Source organism: Acidobacteriota bacterium (genome assembly GCA_040752915.1).
Lineage (GTDB): Bacteria > Acidobacteriota > UBA4820 > UBA4820 > DSQY01 > JBFLVU01.
The window spans coordinates 13,910-40,655 of record JBFMHB010000025.1; the positions used below are offsets into that span (position 1 = coordinate 13,910).

Below are 26,746 nucleotides of genomic sequence, written 5' to 3' on the forward strand. Positions count from 1 at the left end.
GCCGCCGTTCCTTCGCGTTTCGGGACGAGGTCATTGCCCGGCATGGGACCGTTCCTTCCTGGTACATTGGGGCGGGCTCCAAAGCGCCCCTCGCTCGCGGAGGTTTCCGCCCTCGCGTTGCCTCCGGAGAAGAATGTGGGTACCCTTGCCTTGGGGTAGGCTCCGACCGGTTTGGGGAGTCGCCAAGCGGTAAGGCACCGGTCTTTGGAACCGGCATGCGGTGGTTCGAATCCACCCTCCCCAGCCACCCTCACGTGGGAGAAGGGAAAGGCGATGGACGACAAGACCGTGGTCTTCTCGGGTCGTGGCAACCCCAAACTCGCGGACCGGATCGCCGATTACCTCGGCATTCACCTCGGGAACATCAAACTCACGGACTTCTCGGACGGGGAGAACTACTGCCAGATCCTGGAGAACGTGAGGGGGCGGGACGTCTTCGTGATCCAGCCCACGTGCCAGCCCGTGAACGACAACCTGATGGAGCTCCTGCTCATCATGGACGCGCTGAAACGCGCCTCCGTCCAGCGCGTGAACGCCGTGATCCCCTACTACGGGTACGCCCGCCAGGACCGGAAGGACAAGCCGCGCGTTCCCATCACCTCGCGGATGGTGGCGGACCTCCTCGAGGCCGTGGGGATGGACCGGCTCATCTGCGTGGACGTGCACGCGGCGCAGATCCAGGGGTTCTTCAACGTCCCCGTGGATCACCTCTTCGCGGCCCCGGTGCTGATCGCGCACATCGCCAAGATGGGCCTTCCCGACCTGACGGTGGTCTCCCCGGACGCCGGCGGGGTGGAGCGGGCCCGGGCCTACGCCAAGCGTCTGGGCACGCAGCTCGCCATCGTGGACAAGCGGCGCGAGGTGGCCAACGTGGCCGAGGTGATGAACGTCATCGGCGACGTGAAGGGAAAGAGCTGCTTCATCGTGGACGACATCATCGACACGGCGGGCACCTTGTGCGAGACCGTGAAGGCCCTCATGGGCAAGGGGGCCCGGGCCGTGTACGCCGCCTGCACGCATCCCGTGCTGTCCGGTCCGGCGGTGGACCGGCTCAACGCCTCGGAGATCACGCGCGTGCTCGTCACCGACACGATCCCCATCGGAGACAAGATCGTGCGCTGCCCGAAGATCGAGGTTCTTTCCGTGGCCCCCCTTCTCGGGGAGGCCATCCACCGCATCCACGACGAGTCCTCGGTTTCTTCTCTCTTCGTTTGATGCCGCCGCGACCCGCAGAGCGGGTCCCGCCTCGGGGGGGCTTCTGGATGACCGGTCGTACCGCCGCCGCGGGCGCCCTCGCGGCCTTCCTTCTCGGCGCCATGGCGATGGACGTCCGCGCCCGGGAGGGGAGCCCGGCGGAGGGGGGCCCCCACGGGGTTCGGATCGGCTGCGAGGGGCATGTCTTCCCCGGGTATCCCCTTCCCGTTTCCTGGGACCCCTTGCCGGCGGACGTGGAGGAATACGAACTCCTCCTCGAGTGCGGTTCCCCGGCCTGGGGAAGGTTCCGCCTCACCGAATCCGACAGTCCTCTCCAGACCCACCGGGTCCTCTCCCTCCCGCGCGTCCCGGGGGAGGTGGCCCGGATCGTCCTGCGCGTGGGGCGAGGCGGCCGGGAGGATACCTGGGCGACGAGCCGGGTCTTCCGGGTTGTGGGCGACCGCGAATCGCCGGCGGCCCGAGCGGTGTGCTCCAGGGGCGAACTCTGGCTCCAAACGGACGGCGCAAGACCTTCCGGCGCATTGGAATCCGCCGGCGCGGGGCGGATCCTCGACCCCTCTCCCGCCCTCACGGGCGCCACCGTTCTTCCCGGTCCGGGCGGCCCGCAGGACGGGCGGGAGGACCGGCGGCGCGCGGCCCGATCCGAGCGACGGAAAGCCGCCCTGTCGGCCCGCGACCCCGTCGGCCGAACCCCCCTCCTTCTCCCCCTCCGGATTTAGTATCCGGCCCGCTTCCCGCGCCAAGTCGTTTCCATCGAACCCGCGATCGGGGCGGACGGCCTTCCGCCCGAGACCGCTGGTATGGACTGCACACCGCCGAGAACACATGGGAGGAGGCGGTCATGATCCATTCCGCGCAAAGCGAGGCGGGGAAGGTCCGTTTTGTGGTCCTTCTCCTGCTTGCATTCATGGTTTTCCAGGGACTGGCGGCGCAAACCACCGTCGGTTCCTTGTCCGGATTCGCCTTTTCGCCCAACGGGACCCCGCAGCCGGGAGTAGTCGTCGTCTTGAGCGGGCCGGCGCTCCAGGGAGAGCGCACCGCCGTCACGGACGCCGGGGGCCGGTTCCTGCTCCCGAACTTGCCGCCCGGCACGGATTACCGTCTTTTGGCCACGGCCGAGGAGGGCGCGCGCCTCTCCCTCTCGGACATCGTGATCACCTCCGGGACGGCGAGCACACTGAACGTCTTTCTCGGAGCCGGGAGTACGGAGATCACCGTGGACGGATTTCGGCCGGTCACGCCCAGGCAGGCCGCCGTTCCCGCCACGCTCACGAGGGAGGAGACGGTATCCATGCCCGTTCTGGGCGAGTTTCAAGACCGCTCCTACCAGACCTTGCTCTATTTCGCGCCCACCGCCACCCACTCCCGCCTCTCCGGGAACCCGGCCGTGGGCGGGGCGACGGGCATCGAGAACGTGACCGTCATCGACGGCCTCACGCTCAACGACCCCGTGACCGGCACCTTCGGAACCCACCTCAACCACGCGTTTCTCTACGAATTGAGCACCGAGGCCTTCGGGGTGGAAGCCTCCAAGGGAACGTCCACGGGGGCCTTCATCAACCTGCTCACGCGGTCGGGAAGCAACGAGTTCCACGGCGAGGTGTTCGGCTGGACCACCGGGGCCGGCTGGACGGCGCGGGAGAATTCCAACGACTTCGAGATCACCGAGGGACGGCCGTGGCGGGCCGTGGACGCCGGATTCAGCGTTTCCGGCCCCATCGTGAAGGACCGCCTCTGGTACTACGTGGGCGCCAACCCCTATTTCAAGAACGAGGAGGACAGGGGCCAGGACGTCCTCCAGAACACCCGGGACGGCAGGGTCTTCGGGGTGGCCTACGACTACGACAAGACTTGGCGCACCACCACCTTTTTCGGAAAGCTGACCTACCGGCCGCGCGACGGCCACAGCCTGGAGTTGAGCCTCTTCGGAGACCCCTCCCGCCAGCACCTCAACGAGGGGACCGCCGTCACGCTCTTTCCTGAATCCCGGAAGAGCCGGAGGTTGCAGGGGTCCGCCAACGCGGTCCTCCGCTGGACCGCGACCCTTTCCCCGCGCCTCTTTTTGGACGCCCACGCGGGAGCGACGCACCGCCGGGACGATCTGAAACCTTGGGACTCCGGGGCCGATGGGTACGGCCGCCCTCTGTACGTGAGCCAGGACTGGGATCAGGATCTGGGTGTCTCGGCTGGCTTCGGACGGTTCACGATCGACGACCGGCGCACCCGGCAGATCGGCGCCGCCATGACCTGGACGCCCGAGGGCGGTCGGCTCGGATCCCACGAGTGGCTCGCGGGCTTCGAGGCCGACCTGGCCACCTGGAGCCAGACCAGCGGGTACACGGGCGGGTTCTTCGTTCAACTGAGAAAGCAGATCTCCCCGGACCTCACGGACCCGGACGCCTACCAGGAGCTGTACGTCAACTACCTCCAGGACCCTTCCATCCGGGAGAGGGGTTTCTACGGGGCCCTGTTCCTTCAAGACCGCTGGAATCCCGTCGAGGACGTCACGGTGACGGCGGGTTTGCGCTGGGAAAGAAACCGTCTGGACAGCGAGAGAGGGAACGATCTCTCCTTGACGAACCTCTCCCCCCGGGCGGCCGTCTCCTGGGACTTCACGGGCGATGACCGATCCAAACTGTCGTTTTCCTGGGGGCGCTACTACGAGCGCGTCCCCCTGTACCTGTCCAGGGTCCTCGACGCCGGCCACGCCACCTACAAGGATACGTACGTGAACGGCGTAAAGACCGCCCACGCCATCTACAGCGATGTCCCCGCCTTCGCTCTCGGGGGCGTGAAAAACCAGTCGCAGGACGAGTGGACGGTCACGCTCCAGCACCAATTCGGCTCCAACCTTGTCCTCGGGGCGCGGGCCGTGTACCGGGACCTCAACCGCCTTCTGGAGACCGTGGGCTACGTGGATCCCTCCACGGGGGCCATCCGGCTCATGGTCATGAACCCGGGCCACCAGAGCACCCCCCTTCTCGAGACCTGGAGGAGCGTCCTGCCTGACTACGTGCGGTTTCCGAAGCCAAGGCGGCGGTACGGGGCCCTGGAACTCCTCCTGGACAAGCGCTTCGCGGACCGCTGGTTTCTCCACGCGAATTACACGTGGTCCCGCCTGAGGGGCAACACGGCCGCGGGGTACGATCGCGGGATCCCGGAGTTGGCGCCCAACGCCACCAAAGAGTGGGACATCCCCTCCGCGGCCTGGATCGCCAACCGGTACGGTTACCTCCCGACGGACCGGACCCACCAGTTCAAGGCCGTGGCGGGGTACCGTTTCGACGGCGGGCTCCTCGTGGGGGGGACCCTGCGCTTCGACACCGGACGGCCCATGTACAAGATCTACGACTGGCCCAAGAAGGAGGTCGGGTACGGAAAACTGCTCCAGGTTCCGCGCGGCACGGCGGGACGCCTCCCCTCGGCGCTGACCCTCAACCTCCACGCCGAATACACCTTCCAGATCAAAGGCTCCACCCTCACGGCCTTCGTGGACGCCTTCAACGCGTTGAACGACCAGGTCGAATTCCGGGTGGAGGAGACGTACTACGACACGCGGAGCACCTATTCGGAGCCTCTCCGGCGAAACCCTGGCTGGGGCAAGACCAGGTCCCGCACGGAGCCGAGGGCGCTGGCCGCGGGCTTCCGCTGGGCGTTTTGAAAAGAAGGTGAGTAGGTGAGTAGGTGAGTAAGTGAGTAGGTGAGTAGGAAGGTCGGTAGGGGAAGGGGGGGGCTCAGGCCCCCCCGCTTCCTTTCTGGGGAACCGTTCTCCTCCGCGCCTCGGCCGAGAAACCGGGCGACGAAGGGGGAGCCCGTTCCTCGAGGATGCGCGCGGCGTTCCGTCGCAGTCCCTCGAAGCCGGCGCGGCGGAGGGCCGAGCCGGCGGACCGGGCTTCCCACTCGGAACGGTCGAAGCCGAGGACCTCCCCCGGCGGGGGCGCCAGGAGGCCCTGGTTGGGGAGAAACTCGGGCTCCTCTGCAAGGGGCGCCTCGAGGTTGAAGGGACAGACCTCCTGACAGCGGTCGCAGCCGAAGAGGTGCCCCTTGAGGCGGGGCGCCTCCCTCGGGAAGGCCCCCCGGTGCTCGATGGTCCAGTAGGAAAGACAGCGCCTGGCGTCCAGCACGTAGGGCGCCGCGAAGGCCCCGGCTGGACAGGCGCGCATGCACCGCTCGCACCCCCAGCAAACATCCGGCAAGGCCCCCGTGTCCTTCGTCGGCAAGTCCGTGACGATCTCCCCGAGGAAGAGGTAGGAGCCCCAATCAGGGTGGATGAGGCATCCGTTCTTTCCCACGAAGCCCAGCCCGGCCTTGACGCCGTAGGCACGCTCCAGGAGGGGCGCCGAATCCACGCAAATGCGGGTCCGAAAGCCGCGGGATTCGAGGAGTCGCGCCGCCGGACGGAGGCGGGAGACCATCACGCGGTGATAGTCGCGCCCCCACGCGTAGCGGGAGACCCAGGCGCCCCCCTTCCGGATGGCGTGGGCGGAGAAGGCTTTCGAGGTGTTGTAGGGGAGCGCCGCCACGAACAGGCCCCGGGCCCAGGGAAGCCACTCGGGGAGCGAGGCACGCCAGGCCGCCGTCCGGGCCATGTAGCCCATTCCTGAATACCGTCCCTCCGACACCCAGCGGTGCAGGGCCTCCCGGTCCCGGTCTGGAAGGTCCGGCGTTGCCGTCCCCGCCAGAGGCAGTCGCGATGATCTCAAAGTGGTGAGCACCTCTCGGATCAGACCTTCCATGAAGAAAATATAGGGCGCGTTGCGGCAGGAGGCGCGGAGGACCGGGGCCCGCGCCATGCACTCCAAGTGCCAGCCGGTCAAGAAAAAAGGCTCCTCTCGCGAATCTGTGCGTCTCGAAGGGCGGGGCATGCCGCCCAAGCGCTGGGTGCGCCTGGCTTTGGGCGGGAGGCGCCGGTCCGAAAGGCGTCCCCTGCTGCCCTCCTCACCAAGGGCCTCTTCGGAGGGCATCGCAGGAGGGCCATCAGGCGGTCTTCCCTGCGCCTTTCCTCCCGGCGCCTCTCCCGCCCGGCCGCCCTTCGGGCGGGCCGGCCTGCCTGGCTCGGTTCCGTTCGCCTCCCCCCCACTCTAATGAGCGCGCCGGCGGCGTCGGACCATCTGCTTTGTCAGGTTTCGCGGGCGGACACGCTCCACGTACCCAAGTACGAGTCGGTGTCCGCCCGTTCGCCTTTCGCGCATCTGGCTCACCGGCGCCGGGACGCCGCCATCCGCCTTCAGCGGACGGCGATTCAGCTCAGGGGCCTGCACAGATTCTCCAGACGAGCCAGAAAAAAAGGGGCGCCCCGAAGGGCGCCCCTTTTCCATTCAGGCGGAGGCGCGGTTTACTGCGCCACCACCGTGATGTCGTCGAGGTACATGTTGTTGCCGTAGGCGCTCGTGCCGAGGAAGGCCACGCGCAGGCTCGTCTGGCCCTTGTAGGAGGTGATGTCCACCGAGTGCTGCTTCCAGCCCGTGGAGCCGTCGTAGCGGTTGATGGCGGAGCCCACGTTCACCCAGGTTGTGCCGTTGGTGGAGACCTGGGGCTGAACCTTGTCGGCGTAGGTCGAGTAGCCGGTGTCGTGGTACATCCAGAACTTCAGGGTCACGGTCGTGTAGGACGTGGCGATCGCGAAGCCCGTGGTCCGGTAGTACCGCGTGGCCGAGCCGCTGGCCGCCGTATAGGAGTTGAACTTGGCCATATAGGTGCCGCCGTGAACCGAGCAGGTGGGATAGGTTCCGGAGGTCACGCGGGACCAGGTGCCCGCCGTGCCCGAGGTGTCCACCTGGGCCCAGCCGGTGCTGGATTCCCAGCCGTCGGAGAAGAGGGTCACCTCTCCGCCCGTGGCGGTGGCCGTGAAGTTCTTGCCGGTCTGGTTGGCGCCGCTGATGGTGACGGCGATGCTGGTGGGCGAGAAGGTGTAGCCGGACTTGCTCGGCGTCACCGTGTAGGAGCCGTTGGCGAGGCCGCTGAAGGTGTAGTTCCCGCTCGTGTCGGTGGTGGTCGTCGCGGTGGCGGCTCCCGTGAGGCTCATGGTCACGCCCGAGGCCGTGGCGCCGCTCACCGTGCCGCTGATGCTGTAGGTGGCGGAGGCGGTGGTCACCGTGGCCTTGACCGTGAAGGAACCGGCGGCGTAGCCGTAGGCGGCGATGTTCCAGGTGCCGGCGGCGGGGCTCGTGTGGGTCAGCAGTTCGCTGGTGGTGCTGCTGTTCCAGGAGCGGCCGGTGTAGCTCGACGTGGTGGGGTTGCCCAGGGTCGGGGAGCCCGTGTAGAGGTCCACGTCCGCCGTGAGGTTGTAGAGCTCCACCTTGAGTTCGGTGGCGCCGGTGGGCACCGTGATGTCGTAGTGGGCGTAGGCCTGGTAGGCCACGGAGCCGTTCACGGCCACGCCGCTGGTCAGGGGCGTGTCGCCGGCCACGGCGGTGGCGGTGAAGTTCTTGCCGGTCTGGTTGGCGCCGCTGATGGTGACGGCGATGCTGGTGGGCGAGAAGGTGTAGCCGGACTTGCTCGGCGTCACCGTGTAGGAGCCGTTGGCGAGGCCGCTGAAGGTGTAGTTCCCGCTCGTATCGGTGGTGGTCGTCGCGGTGGCGGCTCCCGTGAGGCTCATGGTCACGCCCGAGGCCGTGGCGCCGCTCACCGTGCCGCTGATGCTGTAGGTGGGAACCGCCGTGGCGGTGAAGTTCTTGCCCGTCTGGTTGGCGCCGCTGATGGTGACGGCGATGCTGGTGGGCGAGAAAGTGTAGCCGGACTTGCTCGGCGTCACCGTGTAGGAGCCGTTGGCGAGGCCGCTGAAGGTGTAGTTCCCGCTCGTGTCGGTGGTGGTCGTCGCGGTGGCGGCTCCCGTGAGGCTCATGGTCACGCCCGAAGCCGTGGCGCCCGACACCGTTCCGGAGATGCTGTAGGTCGCGCCCGCCGAAGGCGTGGCGCTCTTCACCGCGGCGAGGGCGCTGAAGCAGGAGGCGTTGGAGCCCACGGCCTGGATCGTGTAGTAGTAAGTGATGCCCGGGGCCACCGCCGTGTCCGTGTAGGAGGTCGTGGTGGGCTTGGAGATGATCGTGAAGCCGGCGGTGGAGGACATCTCGTTGCGCATCACGTAGTAGGTCGACGCGTTGGTCACGGCGCCCCAGGAGAGGGCCACCGATCCCGAGCCGGCGGTGGCCGTGAGGACCGGCTGGCTGAGGGTGGGGCAAGAGGAAGAGTTGGTGTTCACCACCGTGGAGCAGCCGATGGCGTGGCGGTTGAAGGCGGCGTAAATGGCGGCGGCGTGGGGCGTGCCGTTGGAGAGGTTGCCGTCCTCGTCGTCCACGACGCGGAAGACCGTGAAGTAGTGGGAGGTGCCGCACCCGTCCGAGGCGAAGGTGGAGGTGTTGCAGTAGAAGGCCGCGCCGGCCGTGGAGCGGGTGAGGTAGAAGAGCCGGTCCGCGATCTGCCAGGAGGTGGCCGAATCGAAGCCCGCCGCGGGCAGGTCACGCGCCGCCAGGTCCCAGATGGCCTCGCCGCCGATGTACCCTTCGCAGTGGCCTTCCTTGCCGCAGGGGCCCTTGTAGGTCGAGGAGGTGGGGCACTTCGTCTTGATGAAGTTCAGCGGGGTGTGGGGCGTCGCGGAGACGTGCTTGGCGTAGTCCACGTCGCGGATGCCCGTGCAGGTGGTGCAGGCGTCTCCGTAGCCGGAGCACTTGGAGCCGTCGGTGAAGAAGCCGGTCCCGATGCACGAATCGTGGGTCATCAGGAAGGCCACCGAGTCGCCGTAGGTCTCGCCCGTCCCTTTGTCGGGGGAGAAGCCGTTGCCGTCGTTCGTGTCCAGGCCGTGGCCGGCCTCGTGGAGGAACACCGTGGGGAGTTCGCCCGTGTTGGCGCACCCGCCGCCGGACTTGAAGAAGTTGACCGTGGAGCCGTCCCAATAGGCGTTGCAGGTCTGGTTCAGGTTGACCTTGTCGGTAAGCTGGGCCTGTAGCCACGTGTTGGAGGGAAGCCAGCCCTGGGCCTTCACCTTCCAGTTCGTGAGGTGGTAGTAGGTCGAGCGCGCGGCGTGGGTGTTGCCCGCACCGCCCACGCCCGGCGTGGTGCAGTCGGTCCCGGTGGACTTGGACCAGGCCAGGTCGCCGGGGGCCGTGGAGGTGCTCAGGGACGAGGTTCCGCAGGAGTCGGTGACCTTGATGTATTTGCCCGTGAGGGCCGCCGTCGCCGTGCCCGTCGTGAAGGCGTAGTTGCCTCCCAGGTCCGTGTACTTCGTCGTGCCGTTGGTCACGGTGATCCACGGCAGGGGCCGGATCACCTCGGTGTCGAGGTAGGAGTTGGGGTAAATGCCGCCCGTGACGGAGCCGTAGGCGTTCGCGTCCTCGAAAAGGAGGATCTCGCCCGTGTGGGCATCGATCTTGGCCTGCCACGTCCCCATGACGCCGGGGCGACGGAAGGCCAGCGTGTAGACGAGCCTCCAGGCGACGCCGTCGCCCGGCTTCCCGTTGAAGACGCCCTCGTCGGAAACGGGGGCCGCGGGAAGGATGCTCAGGGTTCCGTCGTTGACCCACTCGTCCCCGTCTTCAAAGCCGCCCACAAAGCCGGCCAGGATCTCGCGGGCCGTTTCGAGGGACACGTAAGGGGTCGTGTCGAGGGTGATGGGCCCGAGGAACTCCCCGCCGAACTGGACCAGGTTCCCGTGGTTGACGCGAAAGACAACGTACGACTTTTCCACCGGGAGTCCGGCGTAGGTGCGGTCAAACTGCACGAACCAGAGGTAGTCGGCCGGGTGAGAAGTGGCTCCCTCGTTGAGGACCAGTTCCTGATTGGGAACGGTGAGGAGTTCGGGATACCTCTCGAGGAAGGCCCGGGCCTGGCGAACCAGCGTCTGGCGGGTGACCTTGCCGTTGGCGCCGAGGATCTCGCGGATGTCCGATCGGCGGAGAGAGTTGCCCTGGCCGGGAATCCACGGGATTCCCTGCCCCTCGATGGAGGCGAAGGCACCGGTCCGGCGCTCCACATAGCCCGTCCAGGAGGTCCCGTTGTCCGAAAGGAATCGGTCCCATCCCTCGAACAGGGGGACAATGCCCGGCTCCGCCGCGAGGATCGGGTCCTGACGGACCGCGTCCACGGGCATCAAGAGGGGCTGGACATGGACCTGGCCGGCCGACATCTGAAGATCGTCCAGGTAGTGGTTGCCCTTCTTGAGGGCCTGGGCCGGGGTCCACAGGGCTGTGAGCAGCCCGACCGCCAAACACACGACGACTAGGATGCGACTCCTCCGCATGTGCCTTACCTCCCCTTTTTGACGCCACCTCTTGTGAATCGGAATGGTAGACTCCCCAACGCCGAAGAATAAGCAATGGGTGTGCCAGAGCGGGTGGCCGTCTAACCTGTTGATAGATAAAGAGGAAGCTCGCTTGGAGAAAGTTGGATGGTGAGAACGGTGTACGCGGGGCTCCGACCGGGTCCTTGAGTCCGAACCTAACAGGCTGAAAATAAACCGATTTGGGGCTGTGTCCGCAATTCACCCCGGAAAGTGTACGGGGTACACGGGAGGCCCAGGCCCCCAGACCAGCGTTTGCCCCAGGCTGGCGTTCGCCAGGGCAGATGGGCGCTCGGTGGCGCCAGAGCAGGTCCTCACCACAGGAATTCTTTTCGGCTCCTCCTGCGAGCCGTCGGGCCTGGAAGAGCTGAGCGGGCCACCCAAGCCCATCCCGCGTCGGGGTTCGAGCAGAGACGCCGTTCCGGCTCGTGGGCCCGCAAGACCTCTCCGGGCGAACCGCCCTTTCTTTTGGCAAAGGCTCACGCGCCGGACCAGGCTCGACCGTTTCCTCACGGAATCCGGGTTGGATCCGCGCCTTGTCAAAAGGGGCCGGGACCGGCAGAATCGGTGGCGCGGTCCGCGTTTCCCCGGTCCGCCCGGAGGTGTTCATGGAGGTCGCCCGACCGCCTCTTGTCCTGCTCGTCCTGTCCGGAGACCTCGAAAAGGGCCTCGCGGCCTGCAACCTCGCGCTGGCGGCGGCCTCCTCCGGGCGCCCCGTCTGGCTGTTCTTTTCCTTCTGGGGGCTTAACTTCTTGAAGCGTCCCGAAGCCCGGCCGTCCGGCCCCCTCCTCGCCCGCCTCCTGGGCCGGGTCAACCGGGATCACTCGGGGCGCCAGCGCATGGGCCGGTTCAACCTGGCCGGCTTTGGCCCGTGGGCACTGGGCCGGATCCTCGGGCGCCGAGGGGTCTCGTCCGTGGAGGAGGGGCTCCGCGCGGCCCGAGGACTGGGGGCCCGGGTCGTTGCCTGCTCCACAACCCTGGAACTCATGGGCCTGGACCGGACGGCTCTGATCCCTGAGGTGGACGAGGTGGCCGGGGCGGCCGCGGCCCTCAACGCAGGCCTCGGCGGGCAGATCATCACGCTGGGATGACGTTCAGACCACGCCGTTCCGCACGGCGAGGCCCCTCCGGGCCAGTTCCCGGACGACGGCCCCGTAGGCCGTCGCCACGTCGTCGGGGCGATGAGCGTCGGAGGAGAGGACCACCTCCCGGCCCCCCAGGTCCCGGTAGGCGTCCAGGATGGCCCATCCAGGGTAGGGCTCGCTGAATCCCTTCCTGTAGGCCCCGGTGTTCACTTCGAGAAAGACGCCCATGTCCAGGCAGGCCGTGAGGGTCTCGCGGATGGCCCTCCCGTAGTGTTTCATCCAGAATTCTCCCGTCACGACGTGCTTCCGCCGGGAATAGCCCTTCGGGAAATCCAGGTGGCCGAGGCAGTCGTAGAGATTGCTCTCCACGGTGCGCCGGCAGGCGCGGAAGTAGTCCGCCAGGCAGTCCTCCAGGGGGATCCCCTCGCCCTCCGCCCGGGCCACGAAGGTGCCGATCTCCTCGCGCCCCATGTAGTGCACCGAGCCGATGACCCAGTGGAAGCGCCGCTCATGGAGGAACTCGCGGATCTCGGGCAGGGCCCGATCCTGGTGGGTCACCTCGGCGCCGAACCGGATCTTCATGTCCGGCACGACGGCCACGGCCCCCTCCCAGGCCTCCCGCGCCCGGTCGTAATCGTAGGCGCCGAAGCCCGGGTCGAGGGGGTCGAATTCCACGTGGTCCGTCAGGACGAACCCGCCCACCCCCACGCGGCGCGCGGAGGCCACCAGGTCCGCCAGCCTCGACTCGCTGTCCCAGGAAAACCGGCTGTGTACGTGGTGGTCGACGAAGGCCTCGTACATGGCATCGAGTATAGCGGTGAAGGCGGGCGCGGGGAAGGGAGACGCGAAGAGATTCTGAAAGGTGGATTTCGGATTTCGGATTGAGAGGACAAATCAGCAAGACGGGAAGGCCTCCGGATGAGTGAATACCCGGATCGGGCTTCCCCCAGGATATCTCCACCTGAGGCGCAGCCGCCCTCGGTCGCGCCGGCGGGCCGCTTCGAAATCAGCCCATGAGGCCGAAGGCGATGAGCATGGCGACGCCGATGCCCGTGAGGCTCTCGCCGGCGATGAGCCCGGAGGCGACGGGAACGGTGTAGGCCTCCCCGAAGGCGGGGCGCCGCTTCTCCAGGATCCAGGCGATGAAGGCTCCCAGGAACATGCTTACGGAGTTGAAGGCCGGAATGACGAAGGCGATGCCCATGGCCGTCGGGGAGGGCATGAACCGCCGGGCCTTGGGGAAAGCCCTCTCCAGGAGGGTCAGGACGATGCCCAGCAGCCCCCCCCAGAACAGGCCCCAGCGGGCCGAGACCGGGAGGGCCTGGAGGCCGTTCGAGAGCAGGAGCGCCACCCCCGCCCAGGTCTGGGCGGCGGGCGCGGGCAGTTTGTCCGTGCCCAGGACGTCCGCGCTCGGAATCAGGAGATTGTAGACGGGCGCCGACACCAGCGAGCCGACGGCCACCCCAAGGAGCATGCCCAGGAATTGCTTCCGTGGGCTCGCGCCCACCATGAAACCGCACCGCAGGGCCTGAAGCAGGTCGGCGGAGGACGTGGCGGCGCCCGCCGTCACGTTCGCGGTCATGAGGTTGGCGCTCATGTTCCCGGGGGCGATGGCTCCGTACATGAGCTGGGTGATCTTGCCCATGGCGCCCACGGGCGTGATGTCCGTTTCGCCCGTGGCCCGGCAGGCGACGATGGCCAGGAAGAAGGACATGACGACGGCGAGGGCCCCCATCCACCAGTGGATTCCGAAGAACCACACCTGGAGAAGGACGGCCACGAGGCCGGCGGCGAGGAACCCCATCGCGAACCACGACCCGGGGACCTCTACCGACGCGAGGGGGTCGGATGGCCCCGAGGCCGCGCCCTTCGGCCGGAACATGGCCGCGAGCCCCGAGAAGGCCCTCAGGACCGTGCGCCACTGCATGAAAAAGGCGAGGAGGCCGGCCGTGACCATCATGGCCACCCCGGGCCACATGAGCCACCGCACGATGTTCCGGAACCCCCCGTAGGGCACGCGGTGGGCCTGTCCCGCCTCGAACCCCAGCAGGCGTCCCCCGTCCGTGTCCTGGGCCTCGATGGAGGCATCCCACGTCCGGAAAGCCGTGGCGCGGGCCACGAGACGCCCCCGCTCCATCTCCATGGCGATCTTCCCGTGAAAGGGGTTGTCGCGGCCGCAGGGGAGTCGCTCGGCGTTCAGGTCCGCCAGCAGGGCCTCTCCGCTCTCGTAGGTGCGGTCACGGTTCCAGCCGAACGTGAGGATCTCGGTGCGAACTGGACCTCTCGGGCCTTCGGCCTGGCCCGCGGCGAAGGCGAGCCTGGCGTTTGCAGGCACGGTCAGGGGAAATCGCAGGACGCGCGCGCCCGCTCCCGGTTCGAAGGCGAGGGCCGGTCTCTCCGTCGCCGCGGCGACGCGCAGAACCGCCGGGCCGGAAAGAGGGGAGGCAAGGGCCGCCCGGAGCCGGTTGGCGGTCCGGTCCAGCGTCACGGTCACCACGCCGGAGAGCGGATTGGGCCCGCCGTCGGCCAGGAGCGGCGCCGAGAGGTCCGCCTCCAGGGCGCGCGCGTCGCCATACTCCGAGGGAGCGGTCCACGTTCGCGCCACCAGGAGGGAGGGGCGGCCCGGCTCCTCGATCTCGAAGGCCAGGGTCTGTCCGGCCTCCACCCGGAGCGGGAAGACGGCGTCCTCCGAGGCGAGGATGGAGGGTGCGCCCTCGAAGGCCGCCGCCGCCGCCAGCGTCGGCGGATCGTGGGGGATGTCCCCTTTCGCGATGTACCGAGGAGCCAGGAACCCGTACCCGACCACCGCCGCGAGCAGGAGGCTGGCCCCCGCCCGGATGCCCATGATCGCGCCCGCTCCGACCATGATGAGGCTGCCCTCGAAGGTCAGGGTGAGGCGGCCGAGGGGCATTCCGAAAAGGGACCAGGAGGGAGGGACCAGCGTTGCGGGAATGATCTGGGGCCAGCCCCGCCACTGCCAAACGCCGAACTCCTTGACCACGTGTCCGCCGACGATCTTGGGGAATCCGAGGACCCCGTCCCTCAGCCACGCGATGACGACGCCGACTCCCAGGGCGCCGAAGAGAGCCCGGGCCTTCTTCACGGCGTCCCCGCCCGCGGCGTACATGCCCTTGAGCACTTCCGAGGTGGCGTAGCCCGTGGGGAACTTGAGGTCCTCCACGTTGATCATCTGGCGTTTCATGGGGATGGCCATGAAGAGGCCCAGGAAGAGGATCGTCGCCACCCACAGCGCCAACTGCCAGGTGGGGAGCGCCTTGCCCGAAACCATGAGCAGGGCCGGGACCGCGTTGGACAGGCCCGCCGAAGCGATGAAGGCGCAGGCCGAGGCGATGGTCACGAGAAAGTTGGTCTCCAGGATGCCCATGTCCTTCTTCACGAAGAAGGGGAGGGCCGTCCGGATCGCCTTGAAGAGGGCGAAGGCCATGATGGCCGCGGTGATCGTCACGCCGAGGCTCCATCCCGCCTTGAAGCCCACGTATAGGTTGGAGAGGCACATCACCGCGCCGATGAGCGCCCCGAGCAGGATGGACCGGACCGTGATCTCCCTCTCCTGCCCCCCCCGATAGACCTTCGCGAGCCATTCCCGCTCCCGCGTCTCCGCCGCCTCCGCCGTCGTGGACAGGGGTTTCTCGGCCATCTCGTCCCTCCCGCTTCCCAGAGTCACGCGCCCTAGCATACCTCAACCCTGGGAGAAACCGCGAAATCCCCAATCCCCGATTCCCCTTCTTCATCTTTCGCCTTTCGCCTTCCGCCTTCCAACTCACAAATCCGAAATCCGAAATTCGAAATTCGAAATTCGAAATGCCCCTCTCCTCCTCCGTGCTACAATTTCGCCTCACGTGGAGGCTCGCCATGAAAGCGCTCTGGCTCACCCTGGCCCTCTTCGGGCTCACCGCCGCGTCCTACGCCGCACCCGCCTTCGATCCCCTGCCCGGGGGACAGCGCCAGGCGTACCGCTTCGACCTGTCCAGGATGTACCCGGACGAGGCGGCCTGGGGGGCCGATGTGGAGCGCGCGCGGGCCCTCGCCGCCTCCGTGAAGTCCCGCAAGGGAAGGCTCTTGGCCTCCCCGGGGGACCTGCTCGGCGCCATGGAGGCCCACCGGGACCTGCGGGACGTCCTCGTCAAACTCTACGCCTACGGGGAGTTCCGCGCCGCCGTCAACACGTCGGATCGCGCGGCCTACGAGGCTTTCCTCGCTCTCCAGGCGGAGGCGGGCGCGCAGACGAGTTTCCTCCAGGTGGAGCTCAAGGCCCTCACCCCCGAGGCGCTGGAGGGCATGATCGCGAAGGAGCCCCGCCTCGCGGCCTTCCGCTACCAGATCGAGGACATCCTGCGCCAGGGCCCCCACTCCCTCTCGGATTCCGAGGAGGCCCTCCTGAGCCGCCTGGACCCGGACCTCAATTCATGGCAGCAGGTTCTCTTCCAGAAGGTCTTCGACCGGACGGCCTTCGCCGAGATCTCCGCCGACGGCAGGACCTACAACGTCCACCGCGACTTCGAAACCCTCATCCGCCACCCGGACCGCGACGTCCGCCGGAGGGCCTACGAGTCTTACTACGCGGCTTTCGCCGAGATCCGCGACCTGGTGGGCTTCGCCCTCCTGCGCGAAATGAAGACGCTCAACGCCCAGGCGGCCTTGAGGGGCTTCCCGACCTACTACCACCAGACCCTCTTCGACCGGTACCTGACGCGCGAGCAGGCCGACAACCTCTACGCCCAGATCGAGGCCCAGGCCGGCCTCTACCAGGCCTACCAGCGCCTCCGGATGGAGCGCGTGCGGCCCCGGATCGGCGGCGCGGAGCCCGAAATCTGGGACATGGACCTGGCCTCCGGCGACGGTCCCGAGCCCCGCTTCACCGCCGACGAGGCCGTGGCCCTCATCAGCGACGCCCTCGGCGTGCTCGGCCCCGAATACCTGGCGGAACTCAAGGCCCTCCTCGATCCGAAGAACGGCCGCATGGACATCGTGGGAGGCCCCAACCGGGACCAGGGCGCCTTCTGCGAGGGGTACCACGGCTTCTTCCTGGACAACTACCAGGGGCTTCTCACCAACGTCTCCACCATCGCCCACGAGGCGGGCCACGGAATCCACGACCAGCTCGTTTTCAACAACAAGAAGAGCGTCCTGTACGGAGAGGGCCCCGGATACATGACCGAGTCCTTCGCCATGTTCAACGAGTGGCTCCTGCGCGACCGCCTTCTGAAATCCTCCGGCGACGAGGCTCTCAGGCGCTACGTGCGGGAGGACGCGCTCAACGAGATGATGTACCTGTGGGAGATCGCGAGAAGGGCCAAGTTCGAGATGGTGGCCTACGACCGCGTGGCCTCGGGCGAGATCACCGACGAGGCGGGCTTCGGGAAGGCGTGCGTGGACGTGGGGAAGGCCTACGACGTGTGGTTCCAGAAGTACCCCTGGCTCGAGGACCACTGGATCCGCAAGCACCACTACTGGAGCGTGCCCACCTACTACGTCAACTACGTGGTGGCCCACGTTCTCGCCCTCACGTACTACCAGCGCTACCTGGAAGACCCGGAGGGCTTCTCCGCCAAGTACACCGCAATGGTCCGCAACGGCTTCGACCGGCCAGCGGCCGCCCTTCTCAAGGACTTCCTCTCCATCGACCTGAACGACCCGAAGGTTCTCCAGGGGACCTTCGACCTCATCGGCCGGACCTTCCGGGAAACCGGAGAGCGCCCCGTCAAGCCATGATCCGGGCCGGGGAGAAAGGCGGAGTGGACTCGGTCTGCGTCTTCTGCGGCTCCAGCAAGGGAGCCAACGGCGTTTACGCCGCGGCCGCCGCGGAGCTGGGCCGGCTCCTCGCGCGGCGGGGCCTGGCCCTCGTCTACGGCGGGGGCAACGTGGGACTCATGGGAACGCTGGCGCGGGCGGCCCTGGAGGAGGGCGGCCGCGTGGTGGGCGTCATCCCCGAGCACCTCATGACCTTCGAGGTGGCGCTCCCCGAAGCCACGGAAATGCGCGTGGTCTCCTCCATGCACGAGCGCAAGGCCCTCATGGCCGACCTGTCGGACGCGTTCGTGGCCCTTCCCGGAGGCCTCGGCACCCTCGAGGAACTCTTCGAGGTGTGGACCTGGGCCCAACTGGGCCTCCACCGCAAACCCCTGGCCCTGCTCGACGCGGGGGGCTACTTCGCGCCCCTCGTCGGCTTCCTGGATCACGCCGTGGCCGAAGGCTTCCTCAAGCCCGTCCACCGGGGGATGGTGCTCGTGGAGCGTGAGCCCGCCGCGCTCCTGGACGCTCTGGTCGGATACCGGATTCCCGAGGAGGCGCTGGACCTCCAGAGGTGGATCGAACGGTAAGGGCGTGAAGGGAGGCGCCCGGCGGCTCTCCTCACGGAGCGTGAGGAGGAATGACACGGCCGTCCTTTGGCGTCCCGGGCGGCGAACCGACGGGCCTGCTCCCCTGCCTCGCTTCCTCACTCGCCTTGGAGCAGGGCGTCGAGTTTGGGCTTGTCCGAGGGGTGAATCTCCACGAAGGCCACCCCGATTTCGTAGGTCCCGTTCTTCTGGGGGATTTCGTAGGTCACGCGGCCCGTGGCCTCGATGATGCTTTTCTTCGGGAGGATGGAGAGCCGCAAGAGGGCCCCCACGCCGTAGGCCGTGCGGCTCGGGAAGGAACAGCCGCCGAGTCCCACCTCGCGGGTCGTGGACGCCGTGGGAAACGCCGCTTTTCCCGAGGCCGTCTTGACCACCACTTCGCACCGCGTCGGGATCCGGGGAAACCGCCTCCGGTCCGTTCCCGCCGCTTCCGTGGCCTCCGTCGTCTCCATGATCTCCTCCCTGCCCTCTCCGCGCGCGCCGGCCCCAACGTTCCGGCTGGGTGACCCTTCCAAGGCGCGCGCAAGGTCATCATCCTAAAGAAGTAAGGAGATTTTGGCAAGACGGCCGGGCGTGGGGGCCGACTCAGGGAGAGGCCGGACGAAGCGCCGCGATCCCAAAGGTCCAGTCGAGGTACAGGACGAAGAGATCGAGGGCGTCCCGCCCCAGCACCCCCGCCGGGGCATCCGGAGCGTCCCCCAGGTCCATGGCCCGGGGGGCGGAGAGCTTCAGTTGAAGGGAGCCCGCGGTCAGCGGAAGGTCCTCGAGCACCGCGCAGGATTGGACCCCGAACTTCCCCGCCTCCACCCGGTCCCTCTCCATGCCCCTTCGGCGGGACAGACCCAAGGCGTCCAGGCGCCCCAGGTGAAGAGAGGAGAAGGGGGAGCCCACGTCCAGAAGGACGTTCAGGTTTCTGCCCTCGGGCGCGCCCAGGGCGGCGCGGAGCCCCGCTCCCGTCCAGAGCGCGGGAAGGCGTGCGGCGCCCGCGCCCAGGGCGGCCTCGGGCGGCGTCCCCGGCGGGTGGATGACGAGGGACCCGCGGGAGGGATCCACGGCCAGCCCCCACCGGCGCAAGAGCCAGAGCGGGAGGACCCCCGCGGCGGTGCCGGCGGCGTCGGGGCCCGACAGGATGAAAGCGGGGACGCGGCGGAGACTCACCGGACCCACCTCCAGGCGGTCCACGAGGGTCCACCGTCCGCGCAAGGTCCCGTCCAGCCCCACGGCGGAGATCTCCCCCTCGCCCAGCGGTTTGAGGTCGAGGGCTTTGGCGGTCCCGGAGGACAGGAGCAAGAGCGAGGCGGACGAATCCAGGGCGAGAGCGTAGGGGCCCTTGCCCTCCAGGCGAGCGGAGACCACCAGCCGGCGCACCGCCGATTCCTGAGGAAGCCCCGCCCCCGAGAAGGCCATGACCTCCGGGGGCATGGGGTTGTACAGCCCGTGGTCGTAAGCCTGGGCCGAGGGGGCGGGTCCCTTGGGCTGGCGCGCGCCGGGCGTGGCGATGCCGTAGAGGTCCACGGGGTCCGACAGGGTCTGGAGGGGCAGTGTGGCGGGAAGGAACCCCTTCGCGGAGGCCTCGCACAGAGGACCGCGGGCCGCCCGGAGGACGGCCGGTGGAGGGACCATCCCGCCTGCGTCGGGCGGTTTTCCCCCGCCCCCGCGTTCCATCAGGCCCAGGGACAGGGCGGGGTCGTCCAGGAGCGAGGCGGCGAGCGAGACCAGCCCGGGCGGTGGCGCCGGCAGGCGCTCGAGGGCCTCCAGGGCGAGGACCCTCGCCTCCTCATGGCGGCCCGTCCCGTCCAGGCCCGAAACGAGCCGCTCGTAGGCGGGACCCGCCCACTCCGGGTCCGCCCGCAGGGAGGACCACACCTGAAAGGCCTCCATGTACCGCCCCATCTCGAAGAGGCAGGCGGCGGAGGCGAAGGCCATGTCGGGCCGGCGGGGCCGGAGGGGGAAGGCCACGTCGGCGGCCTCCTTGAACCGGAAGAGGCCCATGAGCGCACGCACCCGGATGTTCAAGAGAGCCGGGTCCCGGGGGGAGAGGGCCAGCCCGGAATCGGCGCAGGCCAGGGCCTCCCGCCAGCGACCTTGGCCGGCGAGGGCATCGCAGGGCGGCGCGGAGGAGGGCGCCTGAGCGGCCGAAGGGGAGGCGGCCGCGAGGGCGGCGGCCATCCAGAGCGTGCGGACGAAGGCGGGCATGGTCGGCCTCCTCGGAGGAGGCGGGGGTTATCGGGAGGGCCGTCCCTCCCGGCGGGCGGCCCCGCGCCGCGCGCCGTTCACGAGATCGTGGGCCCTCCGGATGGGTTCCGGTACTCGCCACCGCGGCGAACACCGCAGGACGAGGTCCAAACACGTGGGGAGGTCGCTGAGGTGGCCCGGCGACACGTAGACGGGCTTCACCCCGGCCCGCGTGCGCAGGACGGCGCCCACGGTTTCTCCGTCCAGGAGGAGGGGAGTAAAGGCCCCGCGTTCGGGCCCGGGCTCCCTGTGCTCTCCGCAGAGGCGGCTCTTGGCGCACCCCACCGTGGGCACGCCGAGGGCCACGCCCAGGTGGGCCGCCGACCCGAAGCGCCGGGGATGGGCCGTGCCTTGCGCGTCCACGAGGACCGCGTCGGGGCGAACGCGAAGGAGCGCAAAGGCTTCCGCCAGGACGGGCACCTCCCGGAAAGCGAGCAGGCCGGGGACGTAGGGGAAATCCACCTCCATCCGCACGACCGCCGAGTCCGCCACGGCGAATCCCTCCTCGATGTCGCAAACGGCGTAGCCGCCCCAGAAAGTCCGCCCCCGGAGGCCGCAGGAGACGTCCGCGCCGGCCACGTAGCGAATCTTCCCGGGCAAGGGCGCCTCGCGGCGCAGGGCGCGCAGGCGCGCCTGCTCCATGAGGGCCTGCCGGAACCGGGGATCCGATGGCGCCGCAAGGTCGTTCACGAAGGAAGTATACGCGGAGCGTCCCCGAGGGGTTCCGGGAGGCCGGGGATCTCTTTCACCCCGCCCGGCCTCGAATAGGGGCAAGGCCCCCGGTGTTTAGAGGGCGAGTGGGAGGTGTGGAATGACCGTCAACATCCATCCGATCGAGCGAGCGGTCCGGGGCGTGGTGGGCGTCGTCCTTCTCGGCCTGATCTTCGTCGGCCCCAAGACCCTCTGGGGCCTCGTGGGCGCCGTGCCCCTCTTCACCGCCCTCTCGGGCTGGTGCCCCCCTTACTCCCTCCTCGGCATCAGCACCTGCCGCGAAAAGTAAAGGCCCCGCCGCCCCGAAATACCCTCTCGGGGATGAGACTTGGCCGTCTCCCGGCTCCGACGCCTCCCTCGGCCCGGCCCAGGGAGGTCCCGCCCCGTTTGCCTTCCGGGTCGGGAAGGGGTTATCTTTAGGAATCGAAGGAGATACGACGTGCAAACCGCCTATTCCGACGCACCGCCCCGGATCGCGCTTTTCATCGATTTCGACAACGGGCAGCTCGACATCAACCGGATCCTTTACGCCCTCCGCGAGAAGGGCATCATCATCCTGAAGAAGGCCTACGGCGATTGGGCCAAGTTCACCCAGTTCCGCAAGGTCCTGGCGGAGAACGGCGTGGACCTCGTGGAGCGGCCCACCATCCACGCCGGCGGAGACAAGAACGGCGCCGATATCCAGCTCGCCGTGGACGCCCTCGACGCCTGCCTCACCAACGCGCACATCGACGTCTTCGCCATCGTCTCCGGAGACAGCGACTTTCTCCCCCTCATCTCGCGCCTGCAGGCCTACAACAAGAAGGTCGTCATCATCGGAATGCGGAAAACCACCTCCTCGGTGGTCATGCGCAACTGCAACGAGTACCTCGCCTACGACAACATCCCGGCCCCCGGCGAGGTCTCCGAGGACCACCCGGCCCGCACCACCGGCGCCGACCCCAAGGACCTCCCCGGTGCCTTCGCCCTCCTCACCCGGGCCATCGCCCTCCTGGAGGACGAGGACCGCGCCGTGGACTCCTCCCTCCTCAAGCAGAGGATGATCCAGCTCTCCCCGACCTTCGACGAGAAGACCTTCGGCTTCGGACAGTTCAAGGCCTTCCTCGCCGAAGCCCAGAAAAATCAGATCATCCACATCGGCAAGAAGGTGGACGGCATCTACCCCATCAGCCTCGGCCGCAAGGGCCGCGACCTGGAGGAGGCCGAGGAGGCCGAGCCCATCCCCGAGCCCAAGATCGCCAAGCGCAAGCGCCGCCGCCGCTAAGCCCGATCCGCTCCGGGCGCCGTGCGGTCCCTCCGCGCCCGTTGCTCCTTCGGCCGGGCTGGTTCTTTCTCTTTCATTTCGAAATTCCAAATTCCAAATTCGAATTTTCTCTTCTAGGGTCCCGCCCGGTCCACGGTGGCGAAGCCGTACCCTCGGGCCTTGAGGGAGCGGATCATCTCGGGCAGGACCGAGTCGGCCCGTTCGGCGGACCCGCGCTCGGTGCCGAGGTGCATCAGGAGAATCCCCCCCGAAACGCCGTCGGGACCCCGCCCCGCCTGTCTCAAGACCCCCTCCAGGATCTGCCGCGGGCTCCGGTAGAGGGGGTCCTCGGGCGAGGCCACCCAGTCGAGCGTGTCGAGCCGGGGCGTCCAGTATACGTGGCGGTATCCCGCGGCGGCCCCCCACCCCAAGATTTCCCGGTTGAACTCGCCGAAGGGCGCCCGCCAGTAGGGGGCGAAGCTCTTGCCCGTGATGAGGCGGTAGAGGTCCTCGGCACGGGCCAGCTGGTTCTTCAGGAAGGCCTCCGTGACACCCGAGAGGGTCCCCTGCCTGCCGTTGAAGGAGAAGGAGGTCAAGTGCGGGTGGCTGTAGGTGTGGTTTCCGACGAGGTGCCCCTCCCGGTCCATGCGAAGGACCAGTTCGGGATACCGGCGCATGTACTCGCCCGTCAGGAAGAAGGTGGCCTGGAGGCCCTCGGCCTTCAGGGTGTCGAGGATGGCCTCGGTGGAATTGGCGTTGGAGCCGCCGTCGAAGGTCAGGTAGACCTCCCTGCGGTCCGCCGGTCCCCGGGATAGGTTCAGACCGTTGAGGGGGATCTCGCGGACCACGGCGGTCTCCACGGGTGCCGCCGCGGGCCGGGCGCCCAGCTCCACGAGGACCGCCGGGCTGAAGGAGGAGTTCCCGCGGTTGTCGAAGTAGCGGGCCTGGAGGAGGCACCTCCGGTCCGTGAGGGGGACTCCCTCAAAGCGCCAGCGCCCGTCGGGGGCCAGCTGGACGTCCACCTTGCGGCCGTTCACGTAGAGGCCCACCATGGCCTCCTGCGGGGCCGTTCCCTCCACGGGGATGAGGCTCTCCTGGAGAACGAGGCCGGGGGCCGGGGCGGTGATGGCCACGGCGCCCGGGGAGTCCCAGTTCGGGCCCTCCTGGTCGAGGCCGCGCTCCTTGAGGCCCTTGAAGACGGGGAGGGGCGGCTCGGGCGCTTCCACGAAGCGGTCCCAGCGGCTCGAGAACCAGATGAGGGCCGCGCCCGCGGCAAGAAGCGCAGCCAGTCCCAGGAGGCGGAACCACCGTCCCGCCAACGCCGTGCGGTTCAGGCGATCGAGCCGGCTGAGAAGGGTGCGACGCCGCTCCGCCTTGGCGCACGCCTCCGAGCAGAAAATGTGGCCCTCCAGCCGGAGCTGGCAGTCGGGGCAGATGGGCTGGCGGCAATGATAACAGCGGCGGCGGGCCGGGCGCGTGGGGTGACGGTGGCAGTGCGGGGTCTCCCGGGGCTCCTTCGCCATGGGCCGAGCATACCAGGGTCCCCCTGAGCCGCGGAAGCCCGCCTAGGTGAGAGGCGTCGCCCGACGCCGAGGTCCTGCTCCTTCTCATTCCCACATCCCAATTCCCCATTTCCAAATGCCCCTGCCTCCGCCCCATCCGGCCCGGCGCCTTCGGCGCCTCCTCCCGAGGTCGGGTTCGCGAGTCGAAAGACATATCTTTCTCCTCGCGTCCCTCTCCCTCGGTCCGCCCTTCGGGCGGGCAGCCACCACGTTGACGATCAGCCCTACCTTCGAAGAGGCCCTACGGGGGAGCGGCGCGGGTCTTGGTTCCAAGGAGCCCCGGCGGGACGCCCTTCGAAGGCGCCCCGGATGCGCCACCGACGGCGACGGCCCCATTGCGGCGTCAGGCTTCGGCGCCCGCGTCCTCAACGTACATCCAGTACGCCTCCGGCGCGGGCGCCTCGCCTTCCTGGCCCTAGGCCCATCGACGTCGGGACGCGCCTCCCTCCCTCCGGTCGGTCGGCCAATGGCGGCCACAAACCTCCACACCCCGCCGCTCGCGGTGTAGGGGAGGGCCTCCGCGCCCTCCCCCTTTCGAAGGCCCCCACTGTGGCGGCCCGTGCTCGCGAGCACCGGCCCCTCGGCCGATGCAAGCATCGGCCGCTAAGCAGGCAACCCCGCGGTCCTTGCCCCTTCCGCTGGCCCCGAGACGTGGCCTTACCCTGGCGCCACCGCTGCCTTGACTCCCTTTTCTTTCAGGCGGTACGCTCAACCTGTCTTTGGGAACCTAAACCACCGGGAGCGAAGTAATCTGTTCGGGTACAATGTGGCAATACAAGACCTGACCCCGTTCCTCCCTATTGATCTTCATCGCTCCTTCCAAGTCCGGGCAGCAAGTTCGCCTGCCGCAACCTGCTCTGCGGTCATTTGAGGAAGCAGGTCGTTAAGAAGGACCGTAGCTTCCTGGTCATGGCGCTGCTCTGCGAGCCTGAACCACATATAGGCTTCTGGCAGGTTTGCAGGGCCTCCCCAACCGTTTAGGACCATCTTCCCCAAGAGGCGCATAGCGCGGGGATCTTCCCTGACGGATGCGTATTCGAAGCACTGGGCAGCCATTGCCCAGTCCTTGGCCACCCCCTTGCCCTCCATGTACAAATACCCCAAGCTCACCGCCCCTGAGGGATGTCCTGTGCGGGCTGAAATCTGGTACAAAGCGACGGCTCTATTTATGTCGGGTTCAACACCTTGGCCCGTTTCATAAGCATCCCCGAGATCATTCACCGCTCCCATTTCCTGCGCTTCAGCAGCCAGGCGCAACCAGTAAAGTGCTTCTGCTGGATTCCGGTCTACCCCGAATCCTGTATACAAGGCGTTTCCCACGTTTGCCATGGCAAGGGGGAACCCTGTCAGAGCCGCTTGACAGTTCAGGCGGTAACTTTCCCGGAGGTCTATGGGTCCACCCTGTCCCCTCGCATACAGCCCTGCAAGTTCCACAGCAGCATTAGGGTTGCCCAGGTCCGCGGCCTTTCCGTACCAGAAACGGGCTTGGGCGAAATCCTGCGACGTACCCAAACCCTGCCTATACATGTATGCGAGCAATTCGAAAGAGAGTCGGTGGCCACCTTCTGCTGCGCCTTTGAGAAACTTGAACGCAAGCGACATGTCTTTTTCGGTGCCAGAACCGTAGTAGTAGCAAAGGGCAAGGTTGTACTGGCCTCTCGGGTATCCCTGGTCAGCCGCCTTCTGAAAACAAGCAAGGGCTTTGCGGGGATCTGCTTTCACCCCGAATCCGACTTGATAAAAGACTCCGAGCGTGGCCTGTGCTGAGGGTCTTCCGGCGTCAGCCGCCTTCTTCATCCAGTGGGCGGCTTCGCTCGGATTCTTCGCTGTACCTATTCCTTCTTTGAAGCACCACGCGACCGTCTCTTGTGCTTCCGGCACTCCCGTTCGTGCTGCCTTCAAACCCCATTGAAAGGCCAGTGTCCTGTCCTGGCGCACACCCTTCCCCTGCCAATAAAGGCTGGCAAGGTTGGATTGCGCCCACTTGTTCCCGTGGCTGGCAGACCTGTGAATCCAGAGTGCGGCTTTTGCGTGGTCCTGCTCGACTCCGAATCCCTCTGCGTAAATCAATCCCAAAGCGAGTTCTGCGCCGGGGTGTCCTTTTGCGGCGGCTTCCTCGAACCACTGCCGCGCTCGCTCGGGATCCGAACACATCCCCCTTCCTGAAATGCTGTCTAGGCCCCGTTGATACATCTCTTCAGCGGTCTTCTCACTGGAGGTTGAGTGTTCAGAGATCGTGCCCTGAGACGTTCTACCGCCGATCGAAAGCGAGGCAGGCCTTTGTCGGCCCGAACAGCCCTCCAAGAGCAGAAACGAAAAGGCAACGAGGACACAATGCCTCAGAAACCTCCGCATCTTCGGCATACCCCCTCTCAGTAAAGCGGGACCACCTCATTCTGTTGCCACGTTTGCCATTGACTGCCTTCTCTGTACGCGATGGCTCGGCCGCTTGAAAGCAAGTCGAGCGTATGTCTCCAAAGAGTACAGAGTCAAGGTGGCTGTGGCGACCTTCGGCGCGGCCGGTGCTCGCGCCGGTCGATGCCTCCCCAGGGACGGAACCAGGGAAGGAGCAAATCAGGGAAACAGGGCGAGGGGAGGTCGGGCCGGTTCCACGCCCCCGTCGTTCCTCCTCGGGCTTCGCGATAGACTTGAGGGGCGGAGGGCCGATGCGGGGGTACGTGGCGGGGCGCTTGCTCTTGTTCCTCCCGGCGATGCTGGGGGTGGTGACGCTCGTGTTCTTTCTGGGGCGGGCGCTTCCGGGGGACCCGGTGGACCTGATGCTGGGCGAGGGGGCGCCGGCGGAGCGCCGGGAGGAGCTTCGGCGTGCGCTTCACTTGGACGATCCCCTTCCCATGCAGTACGGCCGATACCTCTGGGACCTTTCGCGGGGCCGCCTGGGCGTCTCGCTCCGGACGCGGCGGCCGGTGGCTGAGGAGCTGGCCGCGGCCTTGCCGCAAACGGCGCGGCTGGCGGGAGCGGCGCTCGGCCTGGCGGTACTCCTGGCCCTTCCGGCGGCGCTGGCCTCCGCGCGGGGCGGGGCGGCGCGGCGCTGGGTTCGGGCG

Annotated in this window: 18 protein-coding genes and 1 tRNA gene; 10 read left to right on the forward strand and 9 right to left on the reverse strand. The window is 67.7% G+C overall.

Annotation, left to right across the window (positions count from 1 at the left end; all coding sequences use genetic code 11):
- The first annotated feature begins 172 nt into the window (after positions 1-172).
- The 4 genes from AB1824_06425 (at position 173) to AB1824_06440 (ending at position 4,876) form a co-directional block, all read left to right on the forward strand.
- Positions 173-247 (forward strand) — tRNA-Gln (locus AB1824_06425).
- A gap of 26 nt (positions 248-273) precedes the next feature.
- Complete coding sequence (locus AB1824_06430; protein MEW5764597.1) at positions 274-1,215, forward strand: ribose-phosphate pyrophosphokinase; 942 nt, start codon at positions 274-276, stop codon at positions 1,213-1,215.
- Positions 1,216-1,262: 47 nt separating this feature from the next.
- Positions 1,263-1,934 carry a hypothetical protein gene (locus AB1824_06435; GenBank protein MEW5764598.1) on the forward strand — a complete coding sequence of 224 codons (672 nt, stop codon included), beginning with the start codon at positions 1,263-1,265 and terminating at the stop codon, positions 1,932-1,934.
- A 122-nt stretch (positions 1,935-2,056) separates the two neighbouring features.
- A complete protein-coding gene (locus AB1824_06440; GenBank protein ID MEW5764599.1) occupies positions 2,057-4,876 on the forward strand; it encodes a TonB-dependent receptor in 2,820 nt (939 codons plus the stop codon).
- Positions 4,877-4,949: 73 nt separating this feature from the next.
- On the opposite strand, the gene queG is transcribed toward AB1824_06440, so the two are convergent.
- The gene (gene queG, locus AB1824_06445; protein MEW5764600.1) at positions 4,950-6,032 is read right to left on the reverse strand and encodes a tRNA epoxyqueuosine(34) reductase QueG; all 1,083 of its coding nucleotides are present in this window, start codon (positions 6,030-6,032) and stop codon (positions 4,950-4,952) included.
- A 518-nt stretch (positions 6,033-6,550) separates the two neighbouring features.
- A complete protein-coding gene (locus AB1824_06450) occupies positions 6,551-10,450 on the reverse strand; it encodes a carboxypeptidase regulatory-like domain-containing protein (protein MEW5764601.1) in 3,900 nt (1,299 codons plus the stop codon).
- A 647-nt stretch (positions 10,451-11,097) separates the two neighbouring features.
- Between AB1824_06450 and AB1824_06455 the strand changes: the two genes are divergently transcribed.
- On the forward strand, positions 11,098-11,580 hold the full coding sequence (locus AB1824_06455) for a DsrE/DsrF/DrsH-like family protein (GenBank protein ID MEW5764602.1): 483 nt from the start codon (positions 11,098-11,100) through the stop codon (positions 11,578-11,580).
- A 3-nt stretch (positions 11,581-11,583) separates the two neighbouring features.
- Here the strand turns inward: AB1824_06455 and AB1824_06460 are convergent, their stop codons facing one another.
- On the reverse strand, positions 11,584-12,375 hold the full coding sequence (locus AB1824_06460; GenBank protein ID MEW5764603.1) for a histidinol-phosphatase HisJ family protein: 792 nt from the start codon (positions 12,373-12,375) through the stop codon (positions 11,584-11,586).
- Between the two features lie 205 nt (positions 12,376-12,580).
- Complete coding sequence (locus AB1824_06465) at positions 12,581-15,232, reverse strand: OPT/YSL family transporter (protein MEW5764604.1); 2,652 nt, start codon at positions 15,230-15,232, stop codon at positions 12,581-12,583.
- 215 nt (positions 15,233-15,447) lie between these two features.
- Between AB1824_06465 and AB1824_06470 the strand changes: the two genes are divergently transcribed.
- On the forward strand, positions 15,448-17,307 hold the full coding sequence (locus AB1824_06470) for a M3 family metallopeptidase (protein ID MEW5764605.1): 1,860 nt from the start codon (positions 15,448-15,450) through the stop codon (positions 17,305-17,307).
- A gap of 23 nt (positions 17,308-17,330) precedes the next feature.
- Positions 17,331-17,915 (forward strand): TIGR00730 family Rossman fold protein, encoded by a 585-nt coding sequence (locus tag AB1824_06475; GenBank protein MEW5764606.1) that lies wholly within the window; start codon positions 17,331-17,333, stop codon positions 17,913-17,915.
- Positions 17,916-18,031: 116 nt separating this feature from the next.
- On the opposite strand, the gene AB1824_06480 is transcribed toward AB1824_06475, so the two are convergent.
- The 3 genes from AB1824_06480 to AB1824_06490 all read right to left on the reverse strand — a co-directional run bounded on the left by AB1824_06480 (position 18,032) and on the right by AB1824_06490 (position 20,858).
- Positions 18,032-18,385, reverse strand: coding sequence for a PilZ domain-containing protein (locus AB1824_06480; protein MEW5764607.1), 354 nt, complete (start codon positions 18,383-18,385; stop codon positions 18,032-18,034).
- A gap of 133 nt (positions 18,386-18,518) precedes the next feature.
- Entirely contained in the window at positions 18,519-20,129 is a 1,611-nt protein-coding gene (locus AB1824_06485; GenBank protein MEW5764608.1) for an aspartyl protease family protein, read from the reverse strand.
- 27 nt (positions 20,130-20,156) lie between these two features.
- Positions 20,157-20,858 (reverse strand): endonuclease V, encoded by a 702-nt coding sequence (locus tag AB1824_06490; protein ID MEW5764609.1) that lies wholly within the window; start codon positions 20,856-20,858, stop codon positions 20,157-20,159.
- Between the two features lie 121 nt (positions 20,859-20,979).
- On the opposite strand from AB1824_06490, the gene AB1824_06495 reads away from it, so the two are divergent.
- Both AB1824_06495 and AB1824_06500 read left to right on the forward strand, forming a co-directional pair.
- The gene (locus tag AB1824_06495) at positions 20,980-21,168 is read left to right on the forward strand and encodes a DUF2892 domain-containing protein (protein ID MEW5764610.1); all 189 of its coding nucleotides are present in this window, start codon (positions 20,980-20,982) and stop codon (positions 21,166-21,168) included.
- A 150-nt stretch (positions 21,169-21,318) separates the two neighbouring features.
- Positions 21,319-22,143: an NYN domain-containing protein gene (locus tag AB1824_06500; protein MEW5764611.1), complete on the forward strand. Its 825-nt coding sequence runs from the start codon at positions 21,319-21,321 to the stop codon at positions 22,141-22,143.
- Positions 22,144-22,256: 113 nt separating this feature from the next.
- On the opposite strand, the gene AB1824_06505 is transcribed toward AB1824_06500, so the two are convergent.
- Positions 22,257-23,645 carry a polysaccharide deacetylase family protein gene (locus tag AB1824_06505; protein MEW5764612.1) on the reverse strand — a complete coding sequence of 463 codons (1,389 nt, stop codon included), beginning with the start codon at positions 23,643-23,645 and terminating at the stop codon, positions 22,257-22,259.
- Between the two features lie 846 nt (positions 23,646-24,491).
- A complete protein-coding gene (locus AB1824_06510; GenBank protein MEW5764613.1) occupies positions 24,492-26,048 on the reverse strand; it encodes a tetratricopeptide repeat protein in 1,557 nt (518 codons plus the stop codon).
- A gap of 302 nt (positions 26,049-26,350) precedes the next feature.
- On the opposite strand from AB1824_06510, the gene AB1824_06515 reads away from it, so the two are divergent.
- Positions 26,351-26,746: ABC transporter permease (locus AB1824_06515; protein ID MEW5764614.1), on the forward strand; the 396-nt coding region annotated here is incomplete at its 3' end.

Bases quoted from the DNA above. Each gene is read 5' to 3' on its own strand.
- AB1824_06460 (MEW5764603.1), bottom strand. From the start codon at position 12,375: ATGTACGAGGCCTTCGTCGACCACCACGTACACAGCCGGTTTTCCTGG.
- AB1824_06465 (MEW5764604.1), bottom strand. From the start codon at position 15,232: ATGGCCGAGAAACCCCTGTCCACGACGGCGGAGGCGGCGGAGACGCGG.
- AB1824_06505 (MEW5764612.1), bottom strand. From the start codon at position 23,645: ATGGCGAAGGAGCCCCGGGAGACCCCGCACTGCCACCGTCACCCCACG.
- AB1824_06440 (MEW5764599.1), top strand. From the start codon at position 2,057: ATGATCCATTCCGCGCAAAGCGAGGCGGGGAAGGTCCGTTTTGTGGTC.
- AB1824_06470 (MEW5764605.1), top strand. From the start codon at position 15,448: ATGAAAGCGCTCTGGCTCACCCTGGCCCTCTTCGGGCTCACCGCCGCG.
- AB1824_06455 (MEW5764602.1), top strand. From the start codon at position 11,098: ATGGAGGTCGCCCGACCGCCTCTTGTCCTGCTCGTCCTGTCCGGAGAC.
- AB1824_06485 (MEW5764608.1), bottom strand. From the start codon at position 20,129: ATGCCCGCCTTCGTCCGCACGCTCTGGATGGCCGCCGCCCTCGCGGCC.
- AB1824_06430 (MEW5764597.1), top strand. From the start codon at position 274: ATGGACGACAAGACCGTGGTCTTCTCGGGTCGTGGCAACCCCAAACTC.
- AB1824_06495 (MEW5764610.1), top strand. From the start codon at position 20,980: ATGACCGTCAACATCCATCCGATCGAGCGAGCGGTCCGGGGCGTGGTG.
- AB1824_06480 (MEW5764607.1), bottom strand. From the start codon at position 18,385: ATGGAGACGACGGAGGCCACGGAAGCGGCGGGAACGGACCGGAGGCGG.
- AB1824_06450 (MEW5764601.1), bottom strand. From the start codon at position 10,450: ATGCGGAGGAGTCGCATCCTAGTCGTCGTGTGTTTGGCGGTCGGGCTG.
- AB1824_06510 (MEW5764613.1), bottom strand. From the start codon at position 26,048: ATGCCGAAGATGCGGAGGTTTCTGAGGCATTGTGTCCTCGTTGCCTTT.
- AB1824_06435 (MEW5764598.1), top strand. From the start codon at position 1,263: ATGACCGGTCGTACCGCCGCCGCGGGCGCCCTCGCGGCCTTCCTTCTC.